This window comes from Salipiger sp. PrR003 (assembly GCF_010500785.1).
Lineage (GTDB): Bacteria > Pseudomonadota > Alphaproteobacteria > Rhodobacterales > Rhodobacteraceae > Salipiger > Salipiger pacificus_A.
Window position 1 is genome coordinate 161,364 of sequence record NZ_JAAGOV010000098.1, and the last position, 22,020, is coordinate 183,383.

The 22,020-nt window shown below is 66.6% G+C and carries 21 protein-coding genes; 5 read left to right on the top strand and 16 right to left on the bottom strand.

Annotated elements, in window-relative coordinates:
- Positions 1-5: 5 nt before the first annotated feature.
- Positions 6-1,157 (bottom strand): acyl-CoA dehydrogenase family protein, encoded by a 1,152-nt coding sequence (locus G0D83_RS28975; protein ID WP_164197949.1) that lies wholly within the window; start codon positions 1,155-1,157, stop codon positions 6-8.
- 97 nt (positions 1,158-1,254) lie between these two features.
- Here G0D83_RS28975 and G0D83_RS28980 point away from each other — a divergent pair, with 97 nt between their 5' ends.
- A complete protein-coding gene (locus G0D83_RS28980) occupies positions 1,255-1,947 on the top strand; it encodes a helix-turn-helix domain-containing protein (RefSeq protein WP_193989099.1) in 693 nt (230 codons plus the stop codon).
- Between the two features lie 58 nt (positions 1,948-2,005).
- Here the strand turns inward: G0D83_RS28980 and G0D83_RS28985 are convergent, their stop codons facing one another.
- Positions 2,006-3,400, bottom strand: a complete 1,395-nt coding sequence (locus G0D83_RS28985) for a tannase/feruloyl esterase family alpha/beta hydrolase (RefSeq protein WP_164197951.1) — start codon at positions 3,398-3,400, stop codon at positions 2,006-2,008.
- A 99-nt stretch (positions 3,401-3,499) separates the two neighbouring features.
- On the bottom strand, positions 3,500-4,141 hold the full coding sequence (locus G0D83_RS28990) for a TetR/AcrR family transcriptional regulator (protein ID WP_164197953.1): 642 nt from the start codon (positions 4,139-4,141) through the stop codon (positions 3,500-3,502).
- 197 nt (positions 4,142-4,338) lie between these two features.
- On the opposite strand from G0D83_RS28990, the gene G0D83_RS28995 reads away from it, so the two are divergent.
- Positions 4,339-6,375 carry an NADH:flavin oxidoreductase gene (locus G0D83_RS28995; protein ID WP_164197955.1) on the top strand — a complete coding sequence of 679 codons (2,037 nt, stop codon included), beginning with the start codon at positions 4,339-4,341 and terminating at the stop codon, positions 6,373-6,375.
- Positions 6,376-6,626: 251 nt separating this feature from the next.
- On the opposite strand, the gene G0D83_RS29000 is transcribed toward G0D83_RS28995, so the two are convergent.
- From G0D83_RS29000 to G0D83_RS29015, 4 genes are all read right to left on the bottom strand, one after another.
- Positions 6,627-7,922, bottom strand: a complete 1,296-nt coding sequence (locus tag G0D83_RS29000; RefSeq protein ID WP_164197956.1) for an SLC13 family permease — start codon at positions 7,920-7,922, stop codon at positions 6,627-6,629.
- Between the two features lie 27 nt (positions 7,923-7,949).
- Positions 7,950-8,771: an amidohydrolase gene (locus G0D83_RS29005; RefSeq protein ID WP_164197958.1), complete on the bottom strand. Its 822-nt coding sequence runs from the start codon at positions 8,769-8,771 to the stop codon at positions 7,950-7,952.
- A 160-nt stretch (positions 8,772-8,931) separates the two neighbouring features.
- Complete coding sequence (locus G0D83_RS29010; RefSeq protein WP_164197959.1) at positions 8,932-9,663, bottom strand: GntR family transcriptional regulator; 732 nt, start codon at positions 9,661-9,663, stop codon at positions 8,932-8,934.
- A 267-nt stretch (positions 9,664-9,930) separates the two neighbouring features.
- A complete protein-coding gene (locus tag G0D83_RS29015; RefSeq protein WP_164197961.1) occupies positions 9,931-11,418 on the bottom strand; it encodes an amidohydrolase family protein in 1,488 nt (495 codons plus the stop codon).
- 83 nt (positions 11,419-11,501) lie between these two features.
- Between G0D83_RS29015 and G0D83_RS29020 the strand changes: the two genes are divergently transcribed.
- Positions 11,502-11,894, top strand: coding sequence for a helix-turn-helix domain-containing protein (locus tag G0D83_RS29020; RefSeq protein WP_164197963.1), 393 nt, complete (start codon positions 11,502-11,504; stop codon positions 11,892-11,894).
- Between the two features lie 378 nt (positions 11,895-12,272).
- Here G0D83_RS29020 and G0D83_RS29025 read toward each other — a convergent pair whose 3' ends face one another.
- Complete coding sequence (locus G0D83_RS29025) at positions 12,273-12,911, bottom strand: MarR family winged helix-turn-helix transcriptional regulator (RefSeq protein WP_235940342.1); 639 nt, start codon at positions 12,909-12,911, stop codon at positions 12,273-12,275.
- 24 nt (positions 12,912-12,935) lie between these two features.
- Between G0D83_RS29025 and G0D83_RS29030 the strand changes: the two genes are divergently transcribed.
- Positions 12,936-14,126 carry a hypothetical protein gene (locus G0D83_RS29030; protein WP_164197965.1) on the top strand — a complete coding sequence of 397 codons (1,191 nt, stop codon included), beginning with the start codon at positions 12,936-12,938 and terminating at the stop codon, positions 14,124-14,126.
- Positions 14,126-15,361 carry a Zn-dependent hydrolase gene (locus G0D83_RS29035; RefSeq protein WP_164197967.1) on the top strand — a complete coding sequence of 412 codons (1,236 nt, stop codon included), beginning with the start codon at positions 14,126-14,128 and terminating at the stop codon, positions 15,359-15,361. The genes G0D83_RS29030 and G0D83_RS29035 overlap by 1 nt, the downstream gene beginning before the upstream one ends.
- 109 nt (positions 15,362-15,470) lie before the next feature.
- Here the strand turns inward: G0D83_RS29035 and G0D83_RS29040 are convergent, their stop codons facing one another.
- The 8 genes from G0D83_RS29040 to G0D83_RS29075 form a co-directional block, all read right to left on the bottom strand.
- Entirely contained in the window at positions 15,471-16,478 is a 1,008-nt protein-coding gene (locus G0D83_RS29040; protein ID WP_164197969.1) for a zinc-binding dehydrogenase, read from the bottom strand.
- Positions 16,479-16,510: 32 nt separating this feature from the next.
- Positions 16,511-17,290, bottom strand: coding sequence for an SDR family NAD(P)-dependent oxidoreductase (locus tag G0D83_RS29045; protein ID WP_164197971.1), 780 nt, complete (start codon positions 17,288-17,290; stop codon positions 16,511-16,513).
- Positions 17,291-17,295: 5 nt separating this feature from the next.
- Entirely contained in the window at positions 17,296-17,793 is a 498-nt protein-coding gene (locus G0D83_RS29050) for a 2,4'-dihydroxyacetophenone dioxygenase family protein (protein WP_235940341.1), read from the bottom strand.
- Positions 17,793-19,322, bottom strand: coding sequence for a tripartite tricarboxylate transporter permease (locus G0D83_RS29055; RefSeq protein WP_164197973.1), 1,530 nt, complete (start codon positions 19,320-19,322; stop codon positions 17,793-17,795). The genes G0D83_RS29050 and G0D83_RS29055 overlap by 1 nt, the downstream gene beginning before the upstream one ends.
- 10 nt (positions 19,323-19,332) lie before the next feature.
- The gene (locus tag G0D83_RS29060; protein WP_164197975.1) at positions 19,333-19,815 is read right to left on the bottom strand and encodes a tripartite tricarboxylate transporter TctB family protein; all 483 of its coding nucleotides are present in this window, start codon (positions 19,813-19,815) and stop codon (positions 19,333-19,335) included.
- 11 nt (positions 19,816-19,826) lie between these two features.
- Entirely contained in the window at positions 19,827-20,798 is a 972-nt protein-coding gene (locus tag G0D83_RS29065) for a tripartite tricarboxylate transporter substrate binding protein (protein ID WP_164197977.1), read from the bottom strand.
- A gap of 14 nt (positions 20,799-20,812) precedes the next feature.
- The gene (locus G0D83_RS29070; RefSeq protein ID WP_159099691.1) at positions 20,813-21,568 is read right to left on the bottom strand and encodes a FadR/GntR family transcriptional regulator; all 756 of its coding nucleotides are present in this window, start codon (positions 21,566-21,568) and stop codon (positions 20,813-20,815) included.
- 290 nt (positions 21,569-21,858) lie between these two features.
- Positions 21,859-22,017: a hypothetical protein gene (locus G0D83_RS29075; RefSeq protein WP_164197979.1), complete on the bottom strand. Its 159-nt coding sequence runs from the start codon at positions 22,015-22,017 to the stop codon at positions 21,859-21,861.
- Positions 22,018-22,020: the final 3 nt, after the last annotated feature.

Genomic DNA, 22,020 nt, shown 5'->3' on the forward strand with positions numbered 1-22,020 from the left:
GCGGTTCAGAAGATCTCGTCGATCGACTGACCGAGCGCGAGGGCGCCGACGTATTCAGACTGTATCTCCTTTTGCAGCGGGTGGTAGCGCGCGGCCTGGATGTCGCGGAACAGCCGCTCGAGTTCCGCCTTGCGGTAGAAGCCCGCGCCGCCCGCCAGTTCCATGGCCAGTTCGACCGTGCGGATCGCGTTCTCCTCGACCAGCCGGCGGCCGGTCATCACCTGCCCGACCGTCTTGGCGCCGGGCGTGTTCAACTCGCAGGTCGCGACCATGTGCGCGTGGGCGAGCCGCGCGCTGCAGAGCGCTGTCTCCATCCGCCCGGCACGGTCGCGCAGCAGGCGCGAGGCCGGGCGCCGCGTGGCGATCTCCACCGCGAGATCCCGCGCCCGCTCGGCGACGCCGAGGTAGACCGCGTAGATGATCGGAAAAGCGATCGTGCCCAGCATGAAGAAAATTGGGTGCCACCTGCCCTGCGGACGTTTCACAGCAACTTTTTCGGCGGGCACGAAGAGCCCCTCGATCATCACGTCGTGGCTGCCCGTGCCGCGCATCCCCAGCGTGTGCCAAGTGTCGAGCACCGAGACCTCGGGTGCCGCCATGGGGCATGGGAAGTGCAGGATCGTGCCGCCCTCTTCGGGTGAGATCGCGCTGGTCATCAGCAGATCCCCGGCTGGCGCGCCCGAGACGAACATCTTGCGGGCGGTGATCCGGTAGCCGCCCTCGACCGGTTCGGCCTTGCCCGATCCACCGATCCAGTCGCCGCCGCCGGAGGAGAGCAGCACGAGCTTCTCGGCAGCGATCCTTTTCAGCAACGGCTCGGTCTTGTCCCGCGTCGCTTGCTGGTGGTGCCAGCGCCAGGCGGGAAAGGCGACCTGGTGGGTGTGCATCGACAGCGCCAGCGCGGTGGACGAGCATCCATGCGCCACGCGGCGCAGCATGTCGCAGAGGGCGCGGACATCGGCGCCGCCACCACCCAGTTCTGCCGGAACGCCCGCGTCGATGAGCCCGGCCTCCTTGGCCCTGCGGTAGTTCTCGGCAACGAAGCTGTCGTCATCGTCGCGGGCCATGGCGTGCTTGCCGCAGCTGGCCGCGAAGTCCTCGGCGATGGCGGTGAAGTCCCGCGTCGCCGGGCGGTCGAGGGTCTCGATCTCGGTCATCTCGTGGTCCTTTCATTCCCTGTCGTCCCACGAGCATGACAGAGTCGACACAGAGCGATAGTTCAGGAAATGAATCGGCTCGTGTATGATCCTTCGCATGGAGATCACCAACCTCTATGGGCAGTTTTGCCCGATCTCGATGGCGTCCGAGGTCTTCTGCACGCGCTGGACGCCGCTTGTCGTGCGCGAACTGCTCTGCGGATCGACCCGCTTCAACGACATCCGCAAGGGCGTTCCGAAGATGTCGCCCAGCCTTTTGTCCAAACGTCTCAAGGAATTGGAGTTGGCCGGGGTGATCCGCACGGTGCAGACAGATCGCGGCACACAGGAATACCAGCTCACCCCGGCGGGTGAGGACCTGCGCCCGATCGTGATGGGCATCGGCAACTGGGGGCAGCGCTGGGTCGAGTCGCGCCTGTCGCTGCGCAACCTCGACCCATCGCTTCTCATGTGGGACATCCGCCGGAATTTCGACCCGGATCCGCGCCCCGACCGGCGCTGCACGATTCAGTTTCTGTACCCGGAAATCGGGGAAAACCTGCGCGACTGGTGGCTCGTCGTGGGCACCGACGACACCGACCTGTGCAAATTTGACCCCGGCTACGAGGTCGACATCCTCGTGACGGCCGACCTGCGGGCGATGACCTCGGTCTGGATGGGCCTGTCCCGGCTGCCCGACGAGATCGACGCGGGGCATATCCAGATCGACGCCGTGCCGGAGTTGGAAACCCGCCTGAAAACCTGGCTGAAACTCAGCGTCTTCGCGCCGCAGCACCGCATGGTGGACTGAGCGCGGCAGAGAGGAGCCTCCTGCCCGGGCCGAGGACGCGGGGCAGGAGGCGGAAGGGTCACTCGACCATGATTGAGCTCGGCGCGGTGCCCTCGTTCATCCAGGCCTCCAGCGGGGTCATCGGATCGAGCGAGGACCAGTTCACCCCGTTCGGACCGGGCAGGATGCCGCAATGATCGAGCCCCGGTACCATGAAGAGCTTCACGTTCTCGTTCAGCGCGGTCTCGCCACCGGCAAGTTCCGCCGCTTGGTCGTACCACTCCATGGTCTTGTAGGGTGTCACGATGGAATCCGCCCAGCCGTGGTAGACGATCATCTTTCCGCCCGCCGCGCGGAAGGCCGAGAGATCCGGGGTGTCGCCGTTATAGACCGAAGCCGCCGTCGCCATGCGCGCCGGATCGGCCTCGAAATCGAAGGACAGCGGCGAGTAGTCGGTGCCCGGATCGTCGGCAAAGGCCATGTGGCGGGTGAAGCCCCCCGCAAAGCCCGAGACCAGCTTTCCGGCGCCCTCGGCGTTGCCGGTCAGCCAGAGCCACCAGAAGGGTTCCGACCCCTCGGGAATGCCGCCCGGGTAGAGCTGCTCGCCCGCCGCGTTGCGCGGACCCTCGCGCCATTTCGCCAACGTGTCGAGTTGCTGGTTGCTGAGGCCGAGGCCGGAGTAATCGACCTCGCAGGCGCGTGGATCTTCGATCACCCCGTCTTCGGTGCCATCCGCGCCGTCGCATTGCTGCATCACCGCCGCGCCGATGGTCGCGGCCTCGTCAGGCCCGAGGATCTGGCTGCCGTCCTCGGCGGTATTGGCCTGAAGCGTCCAAGACATCGCCGTGCCGACGAGCCCGGTGTAATCCATCGCCGGAGCCCCCGAGATGATCCCGTCGAACATCTCGGGATAGCGCTGCGCCGCCACATGCGCCATGCGCCCGCCGGTCGAGCAGCCCTGGAAAATCGCCTGGCTCGAGGGCGCGCCGTAGAAGGCATCGATCATCACCTGCGCGATCCGGTTGGTCTCGCCGATCGAGCGCCAGCCCCAATCGCGCTCGGCGTTGGGGTTGTCCTGCGCCCAGGTCGCCTCGGTGACGGCGAGCGCGTGGTGGCCGCTGTCCGACGTGGCGGTGGCATAGCCGCGCTCGAGCCCCGGGCGCATGGCGTTGACCCAGGACTCGCCACCATCGGCCCGCCCGAGGATGCCGCAGAAGCCGCCGCAGCCCGCCTGGTAGAACTTGCCGTTCCAGCCCGAGAGCGGCAGGCGCACTTCGATGGAAATGGCGGGCAGGGCGGTGGCCCGCACCTCGCAATACTGCGGCAGGCCCTCGGGGCTCATCACCCGGGCCGAGGTGACATGGCCGCCGTCGAAGACCGTGTCGCGCAGCGCGCTGCACTCCTCGGGCGTCTGATCGGCATAGGCGTAGGACGCGCTTGCCAGAAGGGCCAGCGTGATGGCGGTCAGCTTCATGGATATCCTCCCAAATTCTCCCTTGAGTAGAATTGCCCTGCGAAGAGAACCGCTCAAGAATTTTATGCCATGACGCAGCGTCCGCGCTGATCTTGGCGATCAGCGTGGAAACTCCGGGTTCAGGCCGAGCCGGGCCTTGAAGCGCGCCATTTCCTCGTCGGTGGGGTAGCGGCTGGTGTAGACCTGCACGTAGTCGGGAAAGCGCGCGAGCCGCGTCTCAAGCGTCTCCTCGAGCTGCAGGGCGATATAGCCCATCTGCACGAGGTAGATGGTCCAGGCCCGCACATCCGCATCCGGCTCGGAATGCCCCCAGCGCTGCAGCAGCTCCTTGAGCGCGCGCCGGCGCTGCTCGTCCGCCTCGTGCACCTTCGGCAACACCGCCGGGTCCTGTCGGCCCCAGGCGCGTACGGCGCTGTCGAGCCGCGCGTTAAAGCCTTCGTCCGAAAGGAAGATGCTCACGAGGTTCAGCATCGCCTCGGTCTCGGTCGCGGCATACTCGCGGCTCGCGGTGAGCAGGGGGCGAGTCGTCACCGCCTCCCAATGGGCGAGAAGCGCCTCGAGCAGGGCCTCGCGGTCCTTGAAGAACCAGTAGAAACTGGTGCGCGAAAGGCCGAGCTTCTTCGCCAGCGGCAGGATCTTCACCGCGTCGATTCCGCCCTCGATCAACGCCTCGGTGGCCGCGCCGAGCCAGAGCTCGCGCGAGCCCCGCCAGCCGCGTTCGGGTGAAATCTCGTTGTTCATGAGGCGTGTTTAGCAGGGTGCCGCCGGACTGTCCAAGAAACTGTATACCTCTGTCTATTTTGCGTGCATCCGCGACAGGTTTTTCGAGATGGCGGTGGAGCTGGGCCATAAAATGTTCGATGATGATTTTTAAATTGACACATGTGAACATTATGTCTTGAGATGCCCGTGACGCATCCCCTGCCCAGAGGTCTCCGATGACGAACGATCCGCTCCTTCAGCCGTATCAGCTCAAGCACCTGACCCTGCGCAACAGGATCATGATCACCAGCCACGAGCCGGCATATCCCGAGGACGGTCTGCCCAAGGAGCGCTACCGCGCCTACCATGTGGAGCGGGCGAAGGCGGGTGTGGCGATGACCATGACCGCCGGATCGGCCAGCATCTCCAAAGACAGCCCGCCGGTGTTCAACAACATCCTCGCCTGGAAGGACGAAGTGGTGCCGTGGATGAAACAGCTCGTCGACGAATGCCACGATCATGGCGCGGCGGTGATGATCCAGCTCTCGCACCTTGGCCGCCGGACCCGCTGGGACAAGGCGGACTGGCTGCCCGTGGTCGCGCCCGGATTTGACCGCGAACCTGCACACCGCGCCGCGCCGAAGCTGATCGAGGATTGGGACATGGCCCGGATCATCGGCGATTTCGCCGATGCCGCCGAGCGGATGCAGGCCGCGGGGGTCGACGGCATCGAGCTCGAGGCCTACGGCCATCTGCTCGAACAGTTCTGGTCGGAGCAGACCAACGACCTCGGTGGCGACTACGGCGGCAGCCTCGACAACCGCATGCGCTTCACCATGGACGTGCTGCGCGCGATCCGGGCGCGCTGCGGCGAGGCCTTCATCGTCGGCCTGCGCTACACGGGTGATCAATGCCTGCCGGGCGGGCTGACTGCGGACGAGGGCATCGAGCTCAGCCGCAAGCTGAAGCAGAGCGGGCTGGTCGATTTCCTCAACGTCGTGCGCGGCCATATCGACACCGACGCGGGGCTGACCGACTTGATTCCGATCCAGGGCATGCGCAACGCGCCGCACCTCGATTTCGCCGGGGAGATCCGCAAGGCGACGGATTTCCCAACCTTCCATGCCGCCAAGATCCCCGATGTCGCCACCGCGCGCCACGCCATCGCCTCGGGCAAGCTCGACATGGTCGGCATGGTCCGCGCGCATATGGCGGACGCGCACCTTGTGCGAAAGGTCATCGAGGGTCGCGAAGAGGATATCCGGCCCTGCGTGGGGGCAAACTATTGCCTCGACCGCATCTACCAGGGCGGCATGGCGCTCTGCCTGCACAACCCGTCCACCGGGCGCGAACTGGAGCAGCCGCATGCCATCGCCAAGGCCCAGAACCGAAAGCGCGTCACCGTTGTCGGCGCCGGGCCGGGCGGGCTCGAGGCTGCCCGGGTCGCTGCCGAACGCGGCCATGACGTAACCGTTTTCGAGGCCGCCGACCAACCGGGCGGGCAAATCCGCCTGACCGCGCTGCAGCCGCGACGCCGCGAGATGATCTCGATCATCGATTGGCGCTACCAGCAATGCCTGAAGATGGGCGTGCGGTTCGAGTTCAACACCTATGCCGAGGCGGAGGATGTCCTCGGCAGCGCCCCCGACGCGGTGATCCTCGCGACCGGCGGGCTGCCGCACACCGAGGTTCTGACCGCTGGCAACGAGCTGGTTGTCTCGGCCTGGGACATCCTGTCGGGCGACGTCAAACCCGGCCAGACCGTGCTGGTCTTCGACGAGGCGGGCGATCACGCAGGGCTCATGGCGGCCGACCTGATCTCGGAGGCCGGCGCGCAGGTCGAGATCGTCAGCTGGGACCGCAACCTCGCGGCCGAGGTCATGTCGATGAACCTCGTGCCCTACATGCGCAACCTGCAGATGCGCGACACGACCTTCACCGTCACATGGCGGCTGGAGTCGGTCGAGCGTGATGGCAACCAGCTGCGGGCCACGCTCGGCAGCGACTACGGCGCGGCCAAGCGCAGCCGTCTGGTCGACCAGGTGGTTGTGAACGCCGGCACGCGGCCGCTGGACGAGCTTTACTTCGCGCTGAAACCGCAAAGCTCGAACCTGGGAGAGGTGGACTACGACGCGCTCATCGACGGCAGACCGCAGGCGCTGGCGCCCAATGCCGGCGGGAGCTTCCGGCTGTTCCGGATCGGCGACGCGATCTCGAGCCGCAACACCCACGCGGCGATTTACGACGCGCTCCGCCTCGTGCGGCATCTCTAGCCACCGGAGACGCCGCGCTGGCTGCACTTGCATCGCTCCCGGTTGCCTTACTTCGAGGGGTTCGTGCGTCGAGGCCGGTCTCTTTCGGCTCCCCAAATCGACCGGCAGGCGTGCCTCTCTCTCCCGTGGCGGTCCGCGGTCCTGGCCAGCCATGATCTGCCGGTTGGGGTCGGGGCGACCGACGCGATCTCCGGCTTTAAGGTCCAGGCGCGGCTTTCCTTTGCCCGCGCGCTGGACCTCGCCGCCCGAGCTCAGGTTAGGAAGGTCAGCGTCAGGTTCGTCAGCATTGCCGCGACGAAGCCGAGCGGCGCGGCGCGCAGCAGCAGCCGGGTGAAAAGGCTGTGGCGCAGCTCGGCATCCGGCGCCGAGCCAAGGATCAGGCTGCCGCCCGAGGAGAAGGGCGAAATCGATGTCGCCTGCGCGCCGACCACGATGGCGGTGAACATCAGCATCGGGCTCAGGCCCAGCTGCGCCGCGAGTGCCGGCACCATGGGAAAGAGCGCCGGCGTCACCACCCCCAGCGTCGAGGCGAAGAGCGACATGATCGCGGCCACCACGCCGAAGCTCAGCGGCACCAGCACGGGCGGGATCGTGCCGCCGATCCAGGCCGCGAGCTGGTCGATGGTGCCGGCCTTGATGGCCACGGCGATCAGCATGCCCATGCCGCAGATCATGATCAGCGTCGGCCAGGGAAGCGACGCGATGGCCTTGCGCTCGTCGCCGAGCTTCAGCATCAGCGCGATGACCGAGAACACGCTGGCGATAAGGCCGATGTCGATCTTCGAGTTGATGAAGGCGGCGGTCTCGTTTCCGGGCAGGGCCAGATGCGCGAGCGGCGCGGCCAGCACGATCGCCATCATCGCCAGCGTCAGCCAGAGCGTCTGGCGCTGCTTGGGTTCGAGCGGCGCGGGCTTGTCGATCTGCATCTCGCCCTGCAGCCCGCGGTGTTTGCCCGTCACGAGGAGCATCAGCGTGATCACCACCACCGGCAGCAGGAAGGTCGCGGCGAAGATCGCGACGCTGTTGACGAAGGCGGTGTTGGCATCGATCCCGGCGTTGGTCATCAGCCCGCGGAAGATGATGCCGGACTGGCTCGACATGAAGTTGGCGCCGCCGAGCGCGCCGTAGTTCACCGCCATGCCGCCGAGAATGAGGTCCATGCCGGTGCGCCGGCAGAGCAGCAGGGTGATCGGCGCCATGAAGGCCAACACGGTGTAATAGCCCGCGCCCATCGCCGCGATCACCGTCGCCGTCATGAAGACCGCGTAAGGCAGCAGCCAGGGGGCGCCGCGGCAGGCATAGAGGAGGTGGCCCGCCAGCTTCTCGAGCGTGCCGTTGACCATGGCGAAGCTGTAGAAGAGACACACCGAGAAGATCACGAAGAAGATCTTCAGCGGCCACATGGCGATGATCTCGGAGGGCTTCAGACCCATCAGGAAGGCACCGATGAGATAGGCGAAGGCAATGGCGAAAAGCCCGATGTTGATACGGGTCTTGTAGCCGAGGATGATGGCCAGAACGATGGCCAGCACGGTGATGAGACTCATGGTGTCCTCCCTTGTCTCGGGGCGGTGTCAGGTGAAGCGGAAGAGCGCCGCCGGATTTTCGACCAGCACGCGGCGCCGATCGTCCGGATCGGGGAGCAACTGCTCGAGGCGCGCGACCTGCTGGGCATAGCTGGCGGCCGTCTCATGCTGGGTGTGCGGCCAGTCGCTGCCCCAGACGAAGCGGCTCAAGCCGTCGCAGGCGGCGCGCAGATGTGCGAGCGAGGCAGAAGCCCGCGCCGCGTCCTGACCGCTGCGATAGGGGGCCGAGAGCTTGACCCAGGCATTGGGCGTCTGCCGCAGCATGTCGAGTGTGGCGGCATGGGCGGGGTTCGCGGCGTCGATTCCGCCCTGCGGCAGGCCGAAGTGGTCGATCATCACGGCGCAGCCGGCGCGTGAGATGGCGGGAAGAAGCTGCGCGAAGTCCTCGAAGGCGCGCTGGATCTCCACCTGCCAGCCGATTTCGGCAAGGCGGTGGAAAAAGCGCTGCCATTCTCGGCTGGTGTAGTCCTCGAGGTACTTGCCGACGAGGTTGAGCCGCGCCCCGACGAAGCCCTGCGCATTCATCTCGGCCAGCCTGCGTTCCGCGACCGCCGGGTCGAGCACGGCGATGCCGCGCAGCCGCTGCGGATACGCCGCGAGGGCCTCGGCGAGCAGATGGTTGTCGGTGCCGTAGAAGCTTGGCTGGACCAGCACTCCGTGACTGACACCCGCGCGCTCCATGTGCCCCAGCCAGGCCTCGACGGTCGCCGTGTAGCTCGGTGCATAGCGGCGTCCGGGCGCCATCAGCGCGCGCGGGTCAAAGATATGCGCATGGGTGTCGATGCCGGAGAGCGGGGGGCTGGAGGTCATGCCGGGTCCTTCTGTTCGTGGGGCAAGACGTCCCGGCCCCGCTCCTGCAAGGGAGGGGAGGGCTCCGTGGAGGGGGCCGGGAAATCGGGCGAGCGCGGAGTGGTCGCGCTCGAGCCCTATGGGGAGGTCCGGCGCGTGGCGTGCCGGGCCAGGATCGGGATCAGCCGATGCGACTTCGGTAGCGGAAGCTGCGCGCCGGCCCCATGGCGCGGCGCCACTCGATCGCGCTGCCGTCAAGGGCGAAGGCCGTGCGCTCGATCACCGCGACGAACTCGCCGGCGGCAAGGCGCAGGCGCTTGGAAATGGCGGCGGGGGGCTTGGCAAAGCTCACCTCGTCCTCGGCATGGGCGACAAAGACGCCGAAACGCTCAAGGTAATAGGGGTAGAGCAGCGGCCCGATCTCGGCCTCGGCAACCATCTCGATGCCGTCGAAGCGCGCGCGGGGCAGCCAGATCTCCTCGGTCAGGATCGGCGTGTCCTGCAGCAGGCGCAGGCGGTCGATGCGGATGCAGTCGCCCGAGCCCAGCACGGCGGCAATCTCGGCGGGCGCGTTCTGCACGCTGCGGGCAATCAGCCGACTCACCGGGATGCTCTGGGCGCGGTCTTCGCCCTGCAGCGCGAAGAAACGGAACAGCGTCGGCTCAAACGCGGGTTTGCGCAGGAAGGTGCCGGCGCCCTGGCGGCGCTCGAGCAGCCCCTCGGAGACCAGCTGCTGCAGCGCCTTGCGCACGGTGCCGACCGAAAAGCCAGAATCGCGGGCAAGCGCGTTTTCAGAGGGCAGGGCGTCTTCGGTCGACCATTCGCCGGCGGCGATGCGCGCGGCGATCCGGTCGCGCAGGCGCAGGTAGGCCGGCAGGCGGCTGTCTTCTTCCAGTCGGTCCAGTGATGACATTGCGGTCTCCTTCCCTCGGCACTGAGTAGTCGTGTGCAGAGGGTGAGTCAACCACTTCTATATAGAAGTGGAGGACGTGTCTGTCTTCAATTTGTCCGGGAGCCTGCACCCGCGCGCCAGACCCCGGGCCAAAGGTCTCGGGCGCATCCATGGTCCCCGGCTCAACTGCCCCATAGAACGCTTTCCGGAAGTCGGCCCAACCTTCCGATCCGCGGTGAACGGCGGCGATGATTCAATCGCCGCCGCCGTGCCTTGCGCGTCAGACGCTCAGTCGAAAAGCGCGTGTTCGACGCCAGCGGCCTCGAACAGGTAATCCCGGGAGCGGGTGATCTGATCGCGCAGGGCAGGAACGTCGAAACCGACCATCTCGCCCTTCCACTTCTTGATCTGCCCAGCGACAAGCACGGTCTCGACGTTCGATCGCTCCATCAGGGTCACCACCGCCCCCGGTGCATTGTTCAGCGGCGCGACGTTCAGGGCCTCGGCATCCAGCAAGAGGATGTCGGCTTCCTTGCCCGGGGTCAGACTGCCCACCTTGTGATCAAGCCAGAGGTCCTTGGCGCCATTGATCGTGGCGAATTCCAGCACGTCCCGCGCGGTCAGCAGAGTCGGGGCCGTCTCGTCTCCGTCCAGCGCGGCCTGATTTGCGAAGGCGCGCTGAAGCGTCATGGCGCTGCGCATCTGGGTGAAGAAGTCGGCGGTCATGGTGCATTCGACGTCCACCGACAGGGACGGCGCGATGCCCATGTCGAGCGCCTTCTGGATCGGCGGCATGCCGTGGCGCATCTGCATCTCGATCGGCACCGAAAGCGACACATGTGCGCCGACCTCGCGGGTGCGCTCCCAGGCGGCGTCGCTCATCCCGGTCATGTGGATGAACAGATGTCGGTCGGTGAAATGCGGGATGAGCCGGTCCATCGTCTCGCGCATGCCGAGGCTGCCGACCACATGCAGCGCGATAGGCAGATCGAGCTCCTGCCCCAGCGTCCACAGATCCAGCGGATCGACATGCGGCAGATAGGCCTCGCCCCCCATGACCATCGTCAGCAGCTGATCGTCCGAGCTGAAATACGCGTCGCGGATGCGCCGCGCGTCCTGCGGATACTGCGCATCGGCGCCCTGACCTTCGAAGTAGCCGAAGACGCCCCGGCGCCCCGCCTCGCGCAGCCCCCTGATCGCCGCGTCGGAATGGGCGGGAGAATGGTGGATTTGCGAGACATCGTGGACCGTGGTGACCCCGGCGTCGAGCTGACTGATGCCACCAAAAAGCTCGGAAATGTAGACATCTTCCGGGCGATAGGCCGGGGCAAACTTCCCGAGAATGTCGTCGAGGTAGTTCGGGGCGCCGTCGCGGTCCGGCGTGGCATACATAATCCCGTTCGGCAGGAAAGACCGCAGCGCCGTCTCGAACTGGTGGTGATGCGTGTCGATGAAGCCGGGCATGACGATCCTGCCTTCAGCCTCGATCACCGCGGCATCGGGCGCCTCGATGCGCGGCGCGATCTCGACGATCCGGCTGCCTTCGAGCAGTACGTCTCCCCGCTCGAAGTCCCCCACCTGCGGGTCCATGCTCATGACGTGGCCGCCGCGGATCAGCGTGCGGCGCCCTTGCGCGCCGACACCCTCGGGAAGCGTCTGTGCGGCGGCGGGGCTGGACAGGAAGGCCGGCAATACGGCGGCCGACGCTGCGCTGGCAGTGGCAAGCTTGAGGAAGGAGCGCCGGTTCGGGCGGGCAGAGCGGCAAAGGTCACACATCTATTATTCTCCTGGTGTGCGGTTACTCTTTGTACGTTAGAATGGATAGGGATGCGAAAATAACGGCACAAGGAGGCACGTTCGTGAAGCTAGGGCACATGTCTGTACCCGGGGATTGCAACCGGATCTCGCCGATCCTCTCGCAGGTTGGCAACAAGTGGGCGGCGCTGACGGTGCTGGTCCTGTCGGAGAAACCCAAGCGCTACAATCAGTTGCGCCGTGAAATCGAGACGATTTCGCAACGCATGCTGACCGTCACGCTGCGCGCATTGGAACGCGACGGGCTCGTCCAGCGAGAGGTCTTCGCCGACAAGACGCCCCCGCAGGTCGAGTACAGGCTGACACCCCTGGGCGAGACCCTGGTCGGGCCGCTCTTTGCGCTCTGCGAATGGTCGGCGCTGAACTGCGACGACATTGAACGGAACCAAGCCGCTTATAACATGGCGCAGACGCCCAAGGCCAAGGTGGCAGGATGAAACCTATGAGGGGGGGCGTCAGCGGAGGTCAGGCAAAAAGCCCTCCTGCAGGTCTCGCGCGCTGTGCCATTCGTATCGGTGCCGTCCGGCATGCCGCCGTTTTCACCCATCGCTGGCAAGCGCCGGAAGCGTCTCGACCCTATAGTCGATCCAGGTCCGGGCGCGCGCGATGCGGCGGCGCGCGGGATGGGGTACCGTGTGGCTGACGCCAAACCCGGTCGGGGGATGGTCGAGCGTCACCTCCACCACCTGTCCCGCCACGCGTGCGGATCGATCCCAACCGCGACCCGTCGGACCAGCAGCCGGACGCAGGGGATCAGCTCCTGTGCGTCGAGAGGGCCCGGCGCCATATCGGCCCAGCTTCGCGGGCCCCCACCTTCAGGCATCGTCGGGTGACAGCGCCTCGGAGATTGAAAGACCACCACCGAGGATCAGCTTGCGGCACAGTTCCAGGAACTGATCGCGCTCTTCCTGTGACAGCACGCTGAAGATCTCTTCCTGGCGCTTCAGGACCTGCGTCTCGATCCCTTCAAGCACGCGCCGCCCTTCATCGGTCGGGTAGAGCAGTCGGGCCCGCGTGTCCTCGTCGCTGGTCTCGACGGTGATCCAGCCACGTTCGCGCAACATCGAGACCGCGCGGCTGACCGAATTCTGCGGTCGCGGGAACAGCAGCGGGATGTCCTTCGCGAGCAGGCCGGGAAATCGCACCACCGCGTAAAGCGCCGACCAAGCATGCACCGGCATGCGGTAGGTCTTCTCGAAGAACCGGTTGGACACCTGGTTGTTCGCAAGGACGATGTGGCTCACCGCCATCAGATAGCGCAGATCGGACGTGAAGGTCTCGCGCAGGATGTCGTGGGTTTCGTATCGCAAGCTGTCCTCGCCGTGGCGGTGTCGAAAGGTCTCCGTGGTACCCAGCGCCCCACGAGGTTGCAATATTTCGCGGCGGCATACCGAAACATAGCACAGCTTGCAAATTACATCCACTTGGATGTAACGATCCGTCAACCGTTGCATTTCAAGATTCCAAGCGAGACCCGAATGCCCCAACTTGCCGCCTTTGCCGTGCTGACGTTGATCCTCTTCGTCGGCGACGTCGCTGCCACGAGAACCCGCTCGCGGCTGCCGTCGATCTTCGTCTGCGCCGTCCTGTTCCTTGTCGGCTACTGGACGTTCTTCCCCGCCGATATCGTGCAGGTCGCCGGGTTCGGAACGCCGGTCGTCTACCTGTCGATGTTCCTGCTGATCACCAATATGGGCACGCTGCTCTCGCTCAAGGAACTGAGGCGGCAGTGGCGCACGGTGGTCATCGCGCTCCTCGGGATCGCCGGGATCGCCGCCATGCTGTTCACCGTCGGGCGGCTCTTCCTCGATTTCGAAACCCTCGTCGTCGTGACACCGCCGCTGACCGGTGGGGTGGTCTCGTCGCTGATCATGTCCGAGGCCGCGTCCAAGGCGGGCTTCGAGAGCCTCGCGGTGCTCGCCATCCTGATCTATGTCATGCAGGGCTTCATCGGCTACCCGCTGACGTCGTGGATGCTCCAGCGTGAGGGACGCCGCGTGCTGGGCCTCTACCGCAGCGGCAAATGGGCCGGCGCGGCCAAGGTGACACAGGTCGAGAGCGCGCAGGGCGCCGCGGTGCCCGCGCTGTTCCGCAACCTGCCGGCAGAATACAACACCGTCTACTTCAAGCTGTTCCGGCTGGGCCTCGTCGCCTTCCTTGCTTGGGGCGTGTCCGAGCTGGTGAAGCCCTATTTCGAGATCAGCCCCTTCGTGCTGTGCCTCGTGGCGGGGGTCATCGCCGCCTCGGTCGGCTTCCTCGAGCGCCAGCCGCTGCAGCTCGCGAACTCCTTCGGCTTCGTGATCATGGTGCTGATGCTGTTCATCCTCGGCGGGCTGAACCGCGCGACGCCCGAGATGCTGCTCGATCTCGCGGGCCCGATGTTCGGCGCGATCCTCATCGGCATCGCCGGCATGTACGTTTTCTCCTTCATCGCCGGAAAGCTGCTGGGCAGCACGCCAGCGATGGCCTTCGCCTGCTCGCTGACCGCGCTTTACGGCTTCCCCGCCGACTACGTGATCACCAACGAGGTGGTGAACGCGCTGTCCGACCAGGAAGACGAACGCGAGGTGCTCTCCGCCCACATGCTGCCGCCGATGCTGGTCGCCGGTTTCGTCACGGTGACCATCGTCTCGGTGCTGTTGGCCGGTATCTTCGCGGGGCTGCTGTGATGGCGCTGCACGTCAGCGAGGGGCGCATCCGCGAGATGATCGAGGCGGTGGCCGCCTTCACCGCCACCCCGGGCCGCGGTACCACCCGGCTGACCTACAGCGCGCAGCACCGCGCGGCGCTGGATTACCTCGCGGGCCGGATGCAGGAGGCGGGACTGAGTACGCGGATTGACAGCGTCGGCAATCTCGTCGGGCGGCTCGAGGGGGGCGATCCGTCGCTTGCCCCGGTGCTGGTCGGCTCGCATATCGACAGCGTGCCCAACGGCGGCGCCTTCGACGGGCCCGCCGGGGTCGTCGCGGCGATCGAAACGGCGTTCTGCATGCAGCAGCTTGGCGTGACGCCGCGCCGCCCGCTCGAAGTGATCGCGATGATCGAGGAGGAGGGCGGCCGCTTCGGCGGCGGCCTGCTCGGCTCGCGCATCCTGACCGGCCAGCTCGGCCCGGAGGCGCTCGCGCCCATGTGCGACAGCGAAGGTGTCTCCCTTGGCGAGGCGATGTCGGGGTTCGGTCTCGCGCTGCAGGAGGCGGGGGCCGCTGCGATCCCCGAGGGAGGCATCCACGCCTTTCTCGAGCTGCACATCGAGCAGGGACCGGTGCTTGAACAGACCGGTGACGCCGTGGGCATCGTGACCTCGATCGTGGCGCTGTCGCAGCTCGAGGTGCGGATTGCCGGTGCCGCGGGACATGCCGGCACCACTCCGATGGCCGGCCGCCGCGACGCGCTCGTGGCCGCGGCCGGGGTCATCGCCGAGCTGCCGGGCCTCTGCGCGGCCATCGACCCCCGCGCGGTTGTCACGGTCGGCCAGATCGACGTGCATCCCGGCGGCGCCAACGTCATTCCCGAGACCGCCATCTTCAGCGTCGACGTGCGGGCCGACAGGGTCGGGACGGTCGACGAGATCAAGTCGGCGCTTCGCACAAGGCTCGCCTCGCTGGAGGCGGTCGGCTACGCGGTCGGGACCGAAGAGCTTCTCGCGGTGCCGGAAACCCCGATGTCGGAGGAGATCCGCGGCGCGCTGATCGCCGCAGCCGAGGACTGCGGTTTCGCCTGGCGCCCGATGCCGAGCGGCGCCGGGCATGACGCCATGGTCCTGTCGAAGATCGCTCCGGTCGGGCTGATTTTCGTGCCAAGCCGGGACGGCGTGTCACACACGCCCGAGGAATGGACCGACTACGACCAGCTGGCGCGCGGCGTCGAGGTGGTCTTCCGGGCCACGCGGGCGCTGACGGCCTGAGGCCGCGCCGGGCGTCGCGCTGGACAGGGTTGGCGAGGAACGCGGGACGTTGCCCGGAGGCATCTTCCCGCAGGCGCCTGTCTTGCAGGGGGATCTCGGACCCTCGGGGTCAGCCCCGGCAATCGACCAGCACCTTCACCATGCCGGCCTCTGGATCCGTGGCCAGCTCGAAGACATCGCCCGCGTCGCTGAGCGGCACGATCAGGGTGATCAGTTTCGCCAGCGGCGTCTCGAGCTGCGCAACAAGCGCCGTGGCGCGGCGGAATTCCTCACGCGTGTAGACCCGTGACCCGACGAGCCTCAGCTCCTTGAAGCTCATGTCGAGCAGCGCGACCGGGGTCGGGGCCTTGAACAGCGAAGCGAGGCAGATCGTGCCGCCGGTGCGCACGAGCCGCGTCATCTCGAGCGCCGCAGGCGCCGCGCCGGAGCATTCCACCAGCACGTCGGCGCCGTCGCCGTCGGTGGCCGCGGCCACCGCCGCGGCAAGTGTCTCCGCACGGGCATTCACGGGCTCGAACCCCAGTTCCTCGGCAAGTCGCAGCCGTCCCGGCGCGATGTCCGAGATGAGGATGCGCCCGGCGCCGGCGTGGCGCAACATCAACGCGGTGATGAGCCCGATCGGCCCCGCGCCGGTGACGACGCAGGTGTCGCCCATGGTGACCCCGGCTCGGTCCGCGACCCGCAGGCAGACCGCGACCGGCTCGATCAGCGCCGCGAGCTCGTCCGGGACATGGTCGGGAACCGGGACCAGTAGCTCGGGCGCGACGGTCATTTCCTCGGCCATGCCGCCGTCACAGTCGATGCCAAGAAGGCGCAGGTTGGCGCAGACATGCGGGCTGCCGGTCCGGCAGGGATGGCAGGCGCCGCAGGAGATCAGGGGGAAAGCGGTGACCCGCTGGCCCTTGGTGAATCCGGCGTGATCCTCGATCACCTCGCCGATGAACTCGTGACCAAGGATCAGCGGTGCCTGCGCACGCGGGTGGCTGCCCGCGTAGATGCCGATGTCCGTCCCGCAGACGCCGCAGTAGTGCAGCCGCAGACGGACCCCTTTGGTTTTGGGGCGAGGGACATCGCGCACGGCGACTGTCCGCGGCCCTTCATAGACCAGCGCCTTCATGTCTTCCTCCTGCTCAGCTTTCCAGGTCGCGATCAGGCGATCGCATAGCCGCCGTCGATGGGGATGACCGTGCCGGTCATGAACCCCGCCAGCGGGGTGGCGAGGAACATGGCGGGGCCCGCCAGATCGCCCGGCTCGCCCCAGCGGCCCATCGGCGTGCGTCCGAGAATGGTACGTGCGCGCGCCTCGTCGTCCTGAAGATCGGCGGTCAGCGGTGTGCGGATCCAGCCCGGAGCGATGGCATTCACCCGGACTCCGTCCTTGGCCCAGGCGATGGCGAGCGATTTGGTGAGCTGCGCAATGCCGCCCTTCGACGCCGAGTAGCCTGGCACCAGCCCGCCGCCGAAGAACGACAGCATCGAGGCGGTGTTGATCACACTGCCGCCCGTGCGCGCCAGCGCGTCATGCGCGGCATGGGCGCAACGCATCGAGCCGTTGAGGTTGACGTCGATGACCTGCTCGAAGACCGCGGGCTCGAGTTCAGCGCCGCGGCGGATCAGCCCGGCGCAGTTGACCAGCGTGTAAAGATCGGCCTGCGCGCCGATGACCTCGGTCACCGCTGCGCCGTCGCGCACGTCGAGCAGCTCAAAGCTCAGGGTCCCGCCGAGCCCGAGCTCTTTCGCCTTGGCGGTCGCCGCCGCGGCCTCTCTGTCGGTGAGCCCCGTCGCGGTGACCCGCGCCCCGGCCCGGGCGAATCCGAGCGCGATGCCGAAACCTATCCCCGAGGTGCCGCCGGTCACGAGGACCGAGCGGCCTTCGAGGAAAGGCGCCGCCCATTCGCCACCGAGGGTGGGGATGTCGCTTCTTTCCATCTTGGTCATCTGATGAACTGGTCGAGGTAGCTCGCGCCGAGCCCGACGTCTTCGTAGTGCTTGCGGCACATGTCGATCTTGGTGAACACGTCCTCGAAGCCGACGTGCTTGTTGTCCTCGTCGACGTAGTACATGCACCCTTGGATGTTGAAGAAGGTGATCATTTCTTCGCAATCCTCGGGCACGGTCAGGGTGTGGATCTCGCCCGGTGGTTCGAAGACGAAGGAGCCGGTCTCGGCCACCCAGTCATGCTCGAGGTAGTGCCAGCGGCCCTTGATCACGTAGCCGGTGACCGGGGCGGGGTGCAGGTGCTTGCTGAGCACGCCGGACTTGCGCACCCGCAGCAGGTTGCACCACTGCCCGGCCATCGTGTTGAGCAGGAGCGGGCGGAACCACACGTCCGGCGCCTGCGGCACCCAGACCCGTTCGTCCTCGGGGATTGCCATTTCGGCAATCTCGGGAACGGCGAGCGGATGGGTCGAGCCTTTCATTGAGGCATACATCAGGATTTCCCTTGTTTGGCGAGAGAGCTTCGGTCGGATCTGCCGCGCCCGGAGAGGCGGCGCAGCAGGGACACCGCCGGCGGTGCGAGCCAGACCAGCAGCGTGATCACGCCCAGTACCCCGGCGATGGGGCGTTCGAAGAAGGCGAGCAGGTTGCCATCCGCCTTGATCATGCTGGACATGAAATTCTCCTCCACGACCCGGCCGAGCACGAGGCCCAGCACCAGCGGCGCGGCGGGATAGTCATTCGCCTCCATGATCCAGACCAGCACGCCAACGGCGGCGAGCGTCCACAGATCGAAGAGCGAATTGTTCGTGGCAAAGGTGCCGAGGATGCAGAGCAGCAGGATCGAGGGATAGAGCTTGCCCATGCGCACGCCGAGCAGTTGCCGCCCGCCGATGATGGCCAAGAGGCCAAGCGGGATGATCAGTAGGTTCGCCAGCACGAAGACGATGTAGATCGCGTTGACGAGCTCGGGCGAGGTGATGAAGACCATCGGCCCCGGCTGGATGCCCTTGAGCACCAGCACGCCGACAACGATCGCGGTGATCGAGTCGCCGGGGATGCCGAAGACCAGCGCCGGCACGTAGCTTCCCGAGAGCGCCGCGTTGTTGGCCGAGGCGGCCCCGGCGATGGCCTCGGGCTCGCCCTTGCCGTAATTGTCGGCCTTCTTCGAGACCTTCTGGCTGATCGCGTAGGCGATCCAGGCGGCGATGTCGGCACCTGCACCGGGCAGCGCGCCGATCAGCGTGCCGATCAGGCTGCCGCGGGCCACCGCGCCCTTGTGGGTCCAGAGATTGCGGGGCTGTCCGCGCAAGATCGACAGCCCGGCCTTTGCGGGTTTCTGCGGGGTGACGAGCGGGTGCTGCGCCGAGCGCAGGATCTCGGCCACCGCGAAGGCGCCGATCATCACCGCGATCAGCGAAACCCCGGCCTGCAGGTCGATCAGCCCGAAGGTGTAGCGCGGCAGGCCGGTCGTCACGTCGAGGCCGATCATCGTCAGGAACAGGCCCAGCAGCAGCGACACCGTGCCCTTGAGACGGTCGCGCCCGGCGACCAGCGTGGCGCAGGACAGGCCGAGCAGCGCCAGCCAGAAATATTCGTAGGTCGAGAAAAGCAGCGCCACCTCGGCCAGTTGCGGTGCGGCGAGCACGAGAACCGCTGTGCCGATTAGCCCGCCGATCACCGCCACCATCATCGACGTGCCGAGCGCGAGATCCAGCCGACCCATGCGGTTCAGCGCATCGAGTTCGCGCATGTAGGCGGCCGAGGCCGGGGTGCCGGGGATGCGCAGCAGCGCCCCGGGAATGTCGCCGGCGAAGATCGACATGGCCGAACAGGAGACGATGGCGCCGATCGCCGCCACCGGCGAGAGGAAAAAGGTCACCGGCACCAGCAGCGCCACCGCCATGGTCGCGCTGAGGCCCGGGGTCGCGCCGACGAAAAGGCCGAAGGCCGAGCCGAGCACGATCACTCCCAGCACGTCGAGGCTAAAGACCATGTGAAAGGCGGAAATCAGGACATCCATGCGGGTCGCTTCAGAACAGGGAGCCGGGGAAGGGCCCGGTGGGCAGGGGCACACGCATCACCTCGATGAAGAAGAGCGTGACCACGAGACAGACGGCGATAGAAACGACGGCGGCCGCAATCGGTCGCTCGTCCCAGAGCAGGGCGCTGACAAGGACCAGCACCACCGAGACCGGCAGCGAGCCGAGCACGGGCGCAAGCAGGCCATAGAGCACGATTGCCAGCGGGATGAAGAGGATCCGCGCCAGCCGCTTGGGGCTGCGCATCCAATCCTCGACCTCGGGGAGGAGCCGCACCTCGGCGCCCTGCATCCGTGCCGCGAGACTGCGCCCCGCGATCAGCAGGCCGAAGAGCACGAAGCCCGAGCCGACGATGCGCGGGAAGAGCCGCGGGGATGCGGCCCCCGCAGGTTCGGGAAAGCCCTGCGCCTGCAGGACCACGAAGATCCCGAGTATCGCGAAGCCAAGCCCGGTCCAGATATCCGGAAGCCGCATCCCTACTCTCCTCAGCTGCCGCGTTGCGCGAGGCCGATGGCGTTCATGACCTCGCCGACGCTCTGCTGCGTCTCGTCGAGGAAGTCAGTGAACTCCGCGGCGTCGAGGTAGCGAGCGCCAAAGCCCTGCTGCGCCATGAAGGACTGGAACTCTTCGCTGTCGAAGATGGTCTTCACGGCGGCTTCGAGCTTGGCCGCGGCCTCGGGATCCATGTCCTTGGGGCCGACGACGCCGCGCCAGGTGCCGCCCGAGTAGGGGGTGCCGGTCTGTTCGGCGGCGGTGGGCACGTCCGGGAAGGCCGTGTTGCGCTCGTCGGCGAAGACGGCCAGTGCCTTGGAGCGTCCCGCATCCATCATGGTCTTGCCCTCGGGCAGCGACGACGGGATGATCTGCACGCCTCCGGCAGCCAGTTCCTGAAAGCCGGGGGCAGCGCCCTGCGAGGGCACCATCGTGACCTTCAGCGGGTCGACGCCCTGCTGTTGCAGGAAGCCGGCGAAGGCAAGGTGATAGGCCGCGCCGACGGCGGTGCCGGACATCTTGAAGGTGCCGGCGGGCGCATTCTTGATTGCCTCGACGGCGTCGCCGACGGTTTCCCAGTCGCTGCCTGCGGCCACGTGGAAGGCACCACTGTCGAAATTCACCAAGCTGATCGGCGTGAAGTCCTCGTCGGTGAACTCGGCGTTGCCGGTCCAGTAGTAGGTCACCATCTCGGCGGTCGCGAAGCCGATGGTGTAGCCGTCGGTCGGCGCGGTCACCATGGCGTTGTGGCCGACGACACCGGCGCCGCCCGAGCGGTTCACGACCGCGACATTGGTTCCAAGCTCGGCTTCCAGCCCCTTGGCCAGCATCCGCGCGACGGCATCGGTGCCTCCGCCGGCGTTCCACGGCACGATCATGGTAATCGGCTTTTCGGGGTATTCGGCCATGGCGGTGCCGGCCGCCGCGAGCAGGGCAATGCTCGCGAACGTCATTTTCTTCAGCATGAGGTCTCCTCCGTTTAGCTGAATGTCTTGGTAAGCTTGTGCCTTTCCAAGTGGCGACGCGTGAACCAGATGGTGTCGAGCATCGCCTGTCGGGCGGTCGCCGCGTCCTTGCGCTCGATGGCGTCAAGAACGTTGCGGTGATTGACCAGGTTGTTGCGGAAATTCTCCATATGCATCTCGATGGCGACCCGGAACAGTTGCCCGAGCACGGCGTCGATGGCGGTGTCGAAGGCCTCGATGATCGGGTTGCCGGTCGAGGCGAGGATCGCCAGATGGAACTCGCGGTCGGCGCGGATCGCGGCCACGGCATCACCGCTGTCGGCGGCGGCCTCCATCTTGTCGTAGGCGACGCGGATCGCGGTGATCGCGCTGCGGCTGGCGCGCTCGGCGGCCATCGCCGCGGCGGCGGGTTCGAACACCTCGCGCGCCTCGTCGATCGAGCCCATCAGCTCGACGTTGAAGCCTTCGCTCGGCATCATCCAGCGCAGCACATCGCGATTGAGCAGGTTCCAGTGCTTGCGCGGCAGCACCCGGGTGCCGATCCGCGGCCGCACCTCGACCAGCCCGAGCGCGACCAACGTGCGGATTGCCTCGCGCAGGGTGGTGCGGCTGATCCCCAGATCGTCCATCAGACTGGCCTCGACCGGCAGCGTGCCCTCGACCTCGTACGTGCCGGCGACGATGCGCCGGCCCAGCGTGTCAAGAGCCTCGGACGCCTTCAGAGGGCGCGCATCGGCTCCCAGGGTCTCAGGCAGTGCGAATTCGCTCACGGCTGTCTCCTCCATGTCAACCTCGGCGGCTGACCGACCGTAGCGCCTCCACCCCACGGTCCAAGATGAATCAGTCATAGACAATTTGGTACGATGAATCAAATTCAATAATCGTATCAAACTACATATCAATTATATGTATATAAATGAACGCTCTAGATGGAACATGCTCGCGTCCCGCGAGCGGGAGCACCTGCAGAGGTCGCTTGTCGCGCTCCACGTCCCGGACCCAGATGACATCGCGCGCACGCCCGCCCCGAACGCGCCGGGGCGGGTCGGACCTTGCAGATTTAGCGCGTCAGTCCCAATCGGGTGCCAGCCCCTCGGGCGAGACGATGCGGCCCTGCGGCTCCGCCGCCAAGGAAGTCGCGCGCTTCGCCGGGCGCCATGCGGACGGTGCCGAGGCCAAGCGCGGGGAATCCGGCGCGCCCAATGTGTCCAATGGTCATGGG

What these genes read in the sequence shown, in the direction of transcription:
- G0D83_RS28975 (WP_164197949.1), bottom strand. Translation starts at nt 1,157, where the DNA reads ATGACCGAGATCGAGACCCTCGACCGCCCGGCGACGCGGGACTTCACC.
- G0D83_RS28980 (WP_193989099.1), top strand. Translation starts at nt 1,255, where the DNA reads ATGGAGATCACCAACCTCTATGGGCAGTTTTGCCCGATCTCGATGGCG.
- G0D83_RS28985 (WP_164197951.1), bottom strand. Translation starts at nt 3,400, where the DNA reads ATGAAGCTGACCGCCATCACGCTGGCCCTTCTGGCAAGCGCGTCCTAC.
- G0D83_RS28990 (WP_164197953.1), bottom strand. Translation starts at nt 4,141, where the DNA reads ATGAACAACGAGATTTCACCCGAACGCGGCTGGCGGGGCTCGCGCGAG.
- G0D83_RS28995 (WP_164197955.1), top strand. Translation starts at nt 4,339, where the DNA reads ATGACGAACGATCCGCTCCTTCAGCCGTATCAGCTCAAGCACCTGACC.
- G0D83_RS29000 (WP_164197956.1), bottom strand. Translation starts at nt 7,922, where the DNA reads ATGAGTCTCATCACCGTGCTGGCCATCGTTCTGGCCATCATCCTCGGC.
- G0D83_RS29005 (WP_164197958.1), bottom strand. Translation starts at nt 8,771, where the DNA reads ATGACCTCCAGCCCCCCGCTCTCCGGCATCGACACCCATGCGCATATC.
- G0D83_RS29010 (WP_164197959.1), bottom strand. Translation starts at nt 9,663, where the DNA reads ATGTCATCACTGGACCGACTGGAAGAAGACAGCCGCCTGCCGGCCTAC.
- G0D83_RS29015 (WP_164197961.1), bottom strand. Translation starts at nt 11,418, where the DNA reads ATGTGTGACCTTTGCCGCTCTGCCCGCCCGAACCGGCGCTCCTTCCTC.
- G0D83_RS29025 (WP_235940342.1), bottom strand. Translation starts at nt 12,911, where the DNA reads ATGCAACGGTTGACGGATCGTTACATCCAAGTGGATGTAATTTGCAAG.
- G0D83_RS29030 (WP_164197965.1), top strand. Translation starts at nt 12,936, where the DNA reads ATGCCCCAACTTGCCGCCTTTGCCGTGCTGACGTTGATCCTCTTCGTC.
- G0D83_RS29035 (WP_164197967.1), top strand. Translation starts at nt 14,126, where the DNA reads ATGGCGCTGCACGTCAGCGAGGGGCGCATCCGCGAGATGATCGAGGCG.
- G0D83_RS29040 (WP_164197969.1), bottom strand. Translation starts at nt 16,478, where the DNA reads ATGAAGGCGCTGGTCTATGAAGGGCCGCGGACAGTCGCCGTGCGCGAT.
- G0D83_RS29045 (WP_164197971.1), bottom strand. Translation starts at nt 17,290, where the DNA reads ATGGAAAGAAGCGACATCCCCACCCTCGGTGGCGAATGGGCGGCGCCT.
- G0D83_RS29050 (WP_235940341.1), bottom strand. Translation starts at nt 17,793, where the DNA reads ATGTATGCCTCAATGAAAGGCTCGACCCATCCGCTCGCCGTTCCCGAG.
- G0D83_RS29055 (WP_164197973.1), bottom strand. Translation starts at nt 19,322, where the DNA reads ATGGATGTCCTGATTTCCGCCTTTCACATGGTCTTTAGCCTCGACGTG.
- G0D83_RS29060 (WP_164197975.1), bottom strand. Translation starts at nt 19,815, where the DNA reads ATGCGGCTTCCGGATATCTGGACCGGGCTTGGCTTCGCGATACTCGGG.
- G0D83_RS29065 (WP_164197977.1), bottom strand. Translation starts at nt 20,798, where the DNA reads ATGCTGAAGAAAATGACGTTCGCGAGCATTGCCCTGCTCGCGGCGGCC.
- G0D83_RS29075 (WP_164197979.1), bottom strand. Translation starts at nt 22,017, where the DNA reads ATGACCATTGGACACATTGGGCGCGCCGGATTCCCCGCGCTTGGCCTC.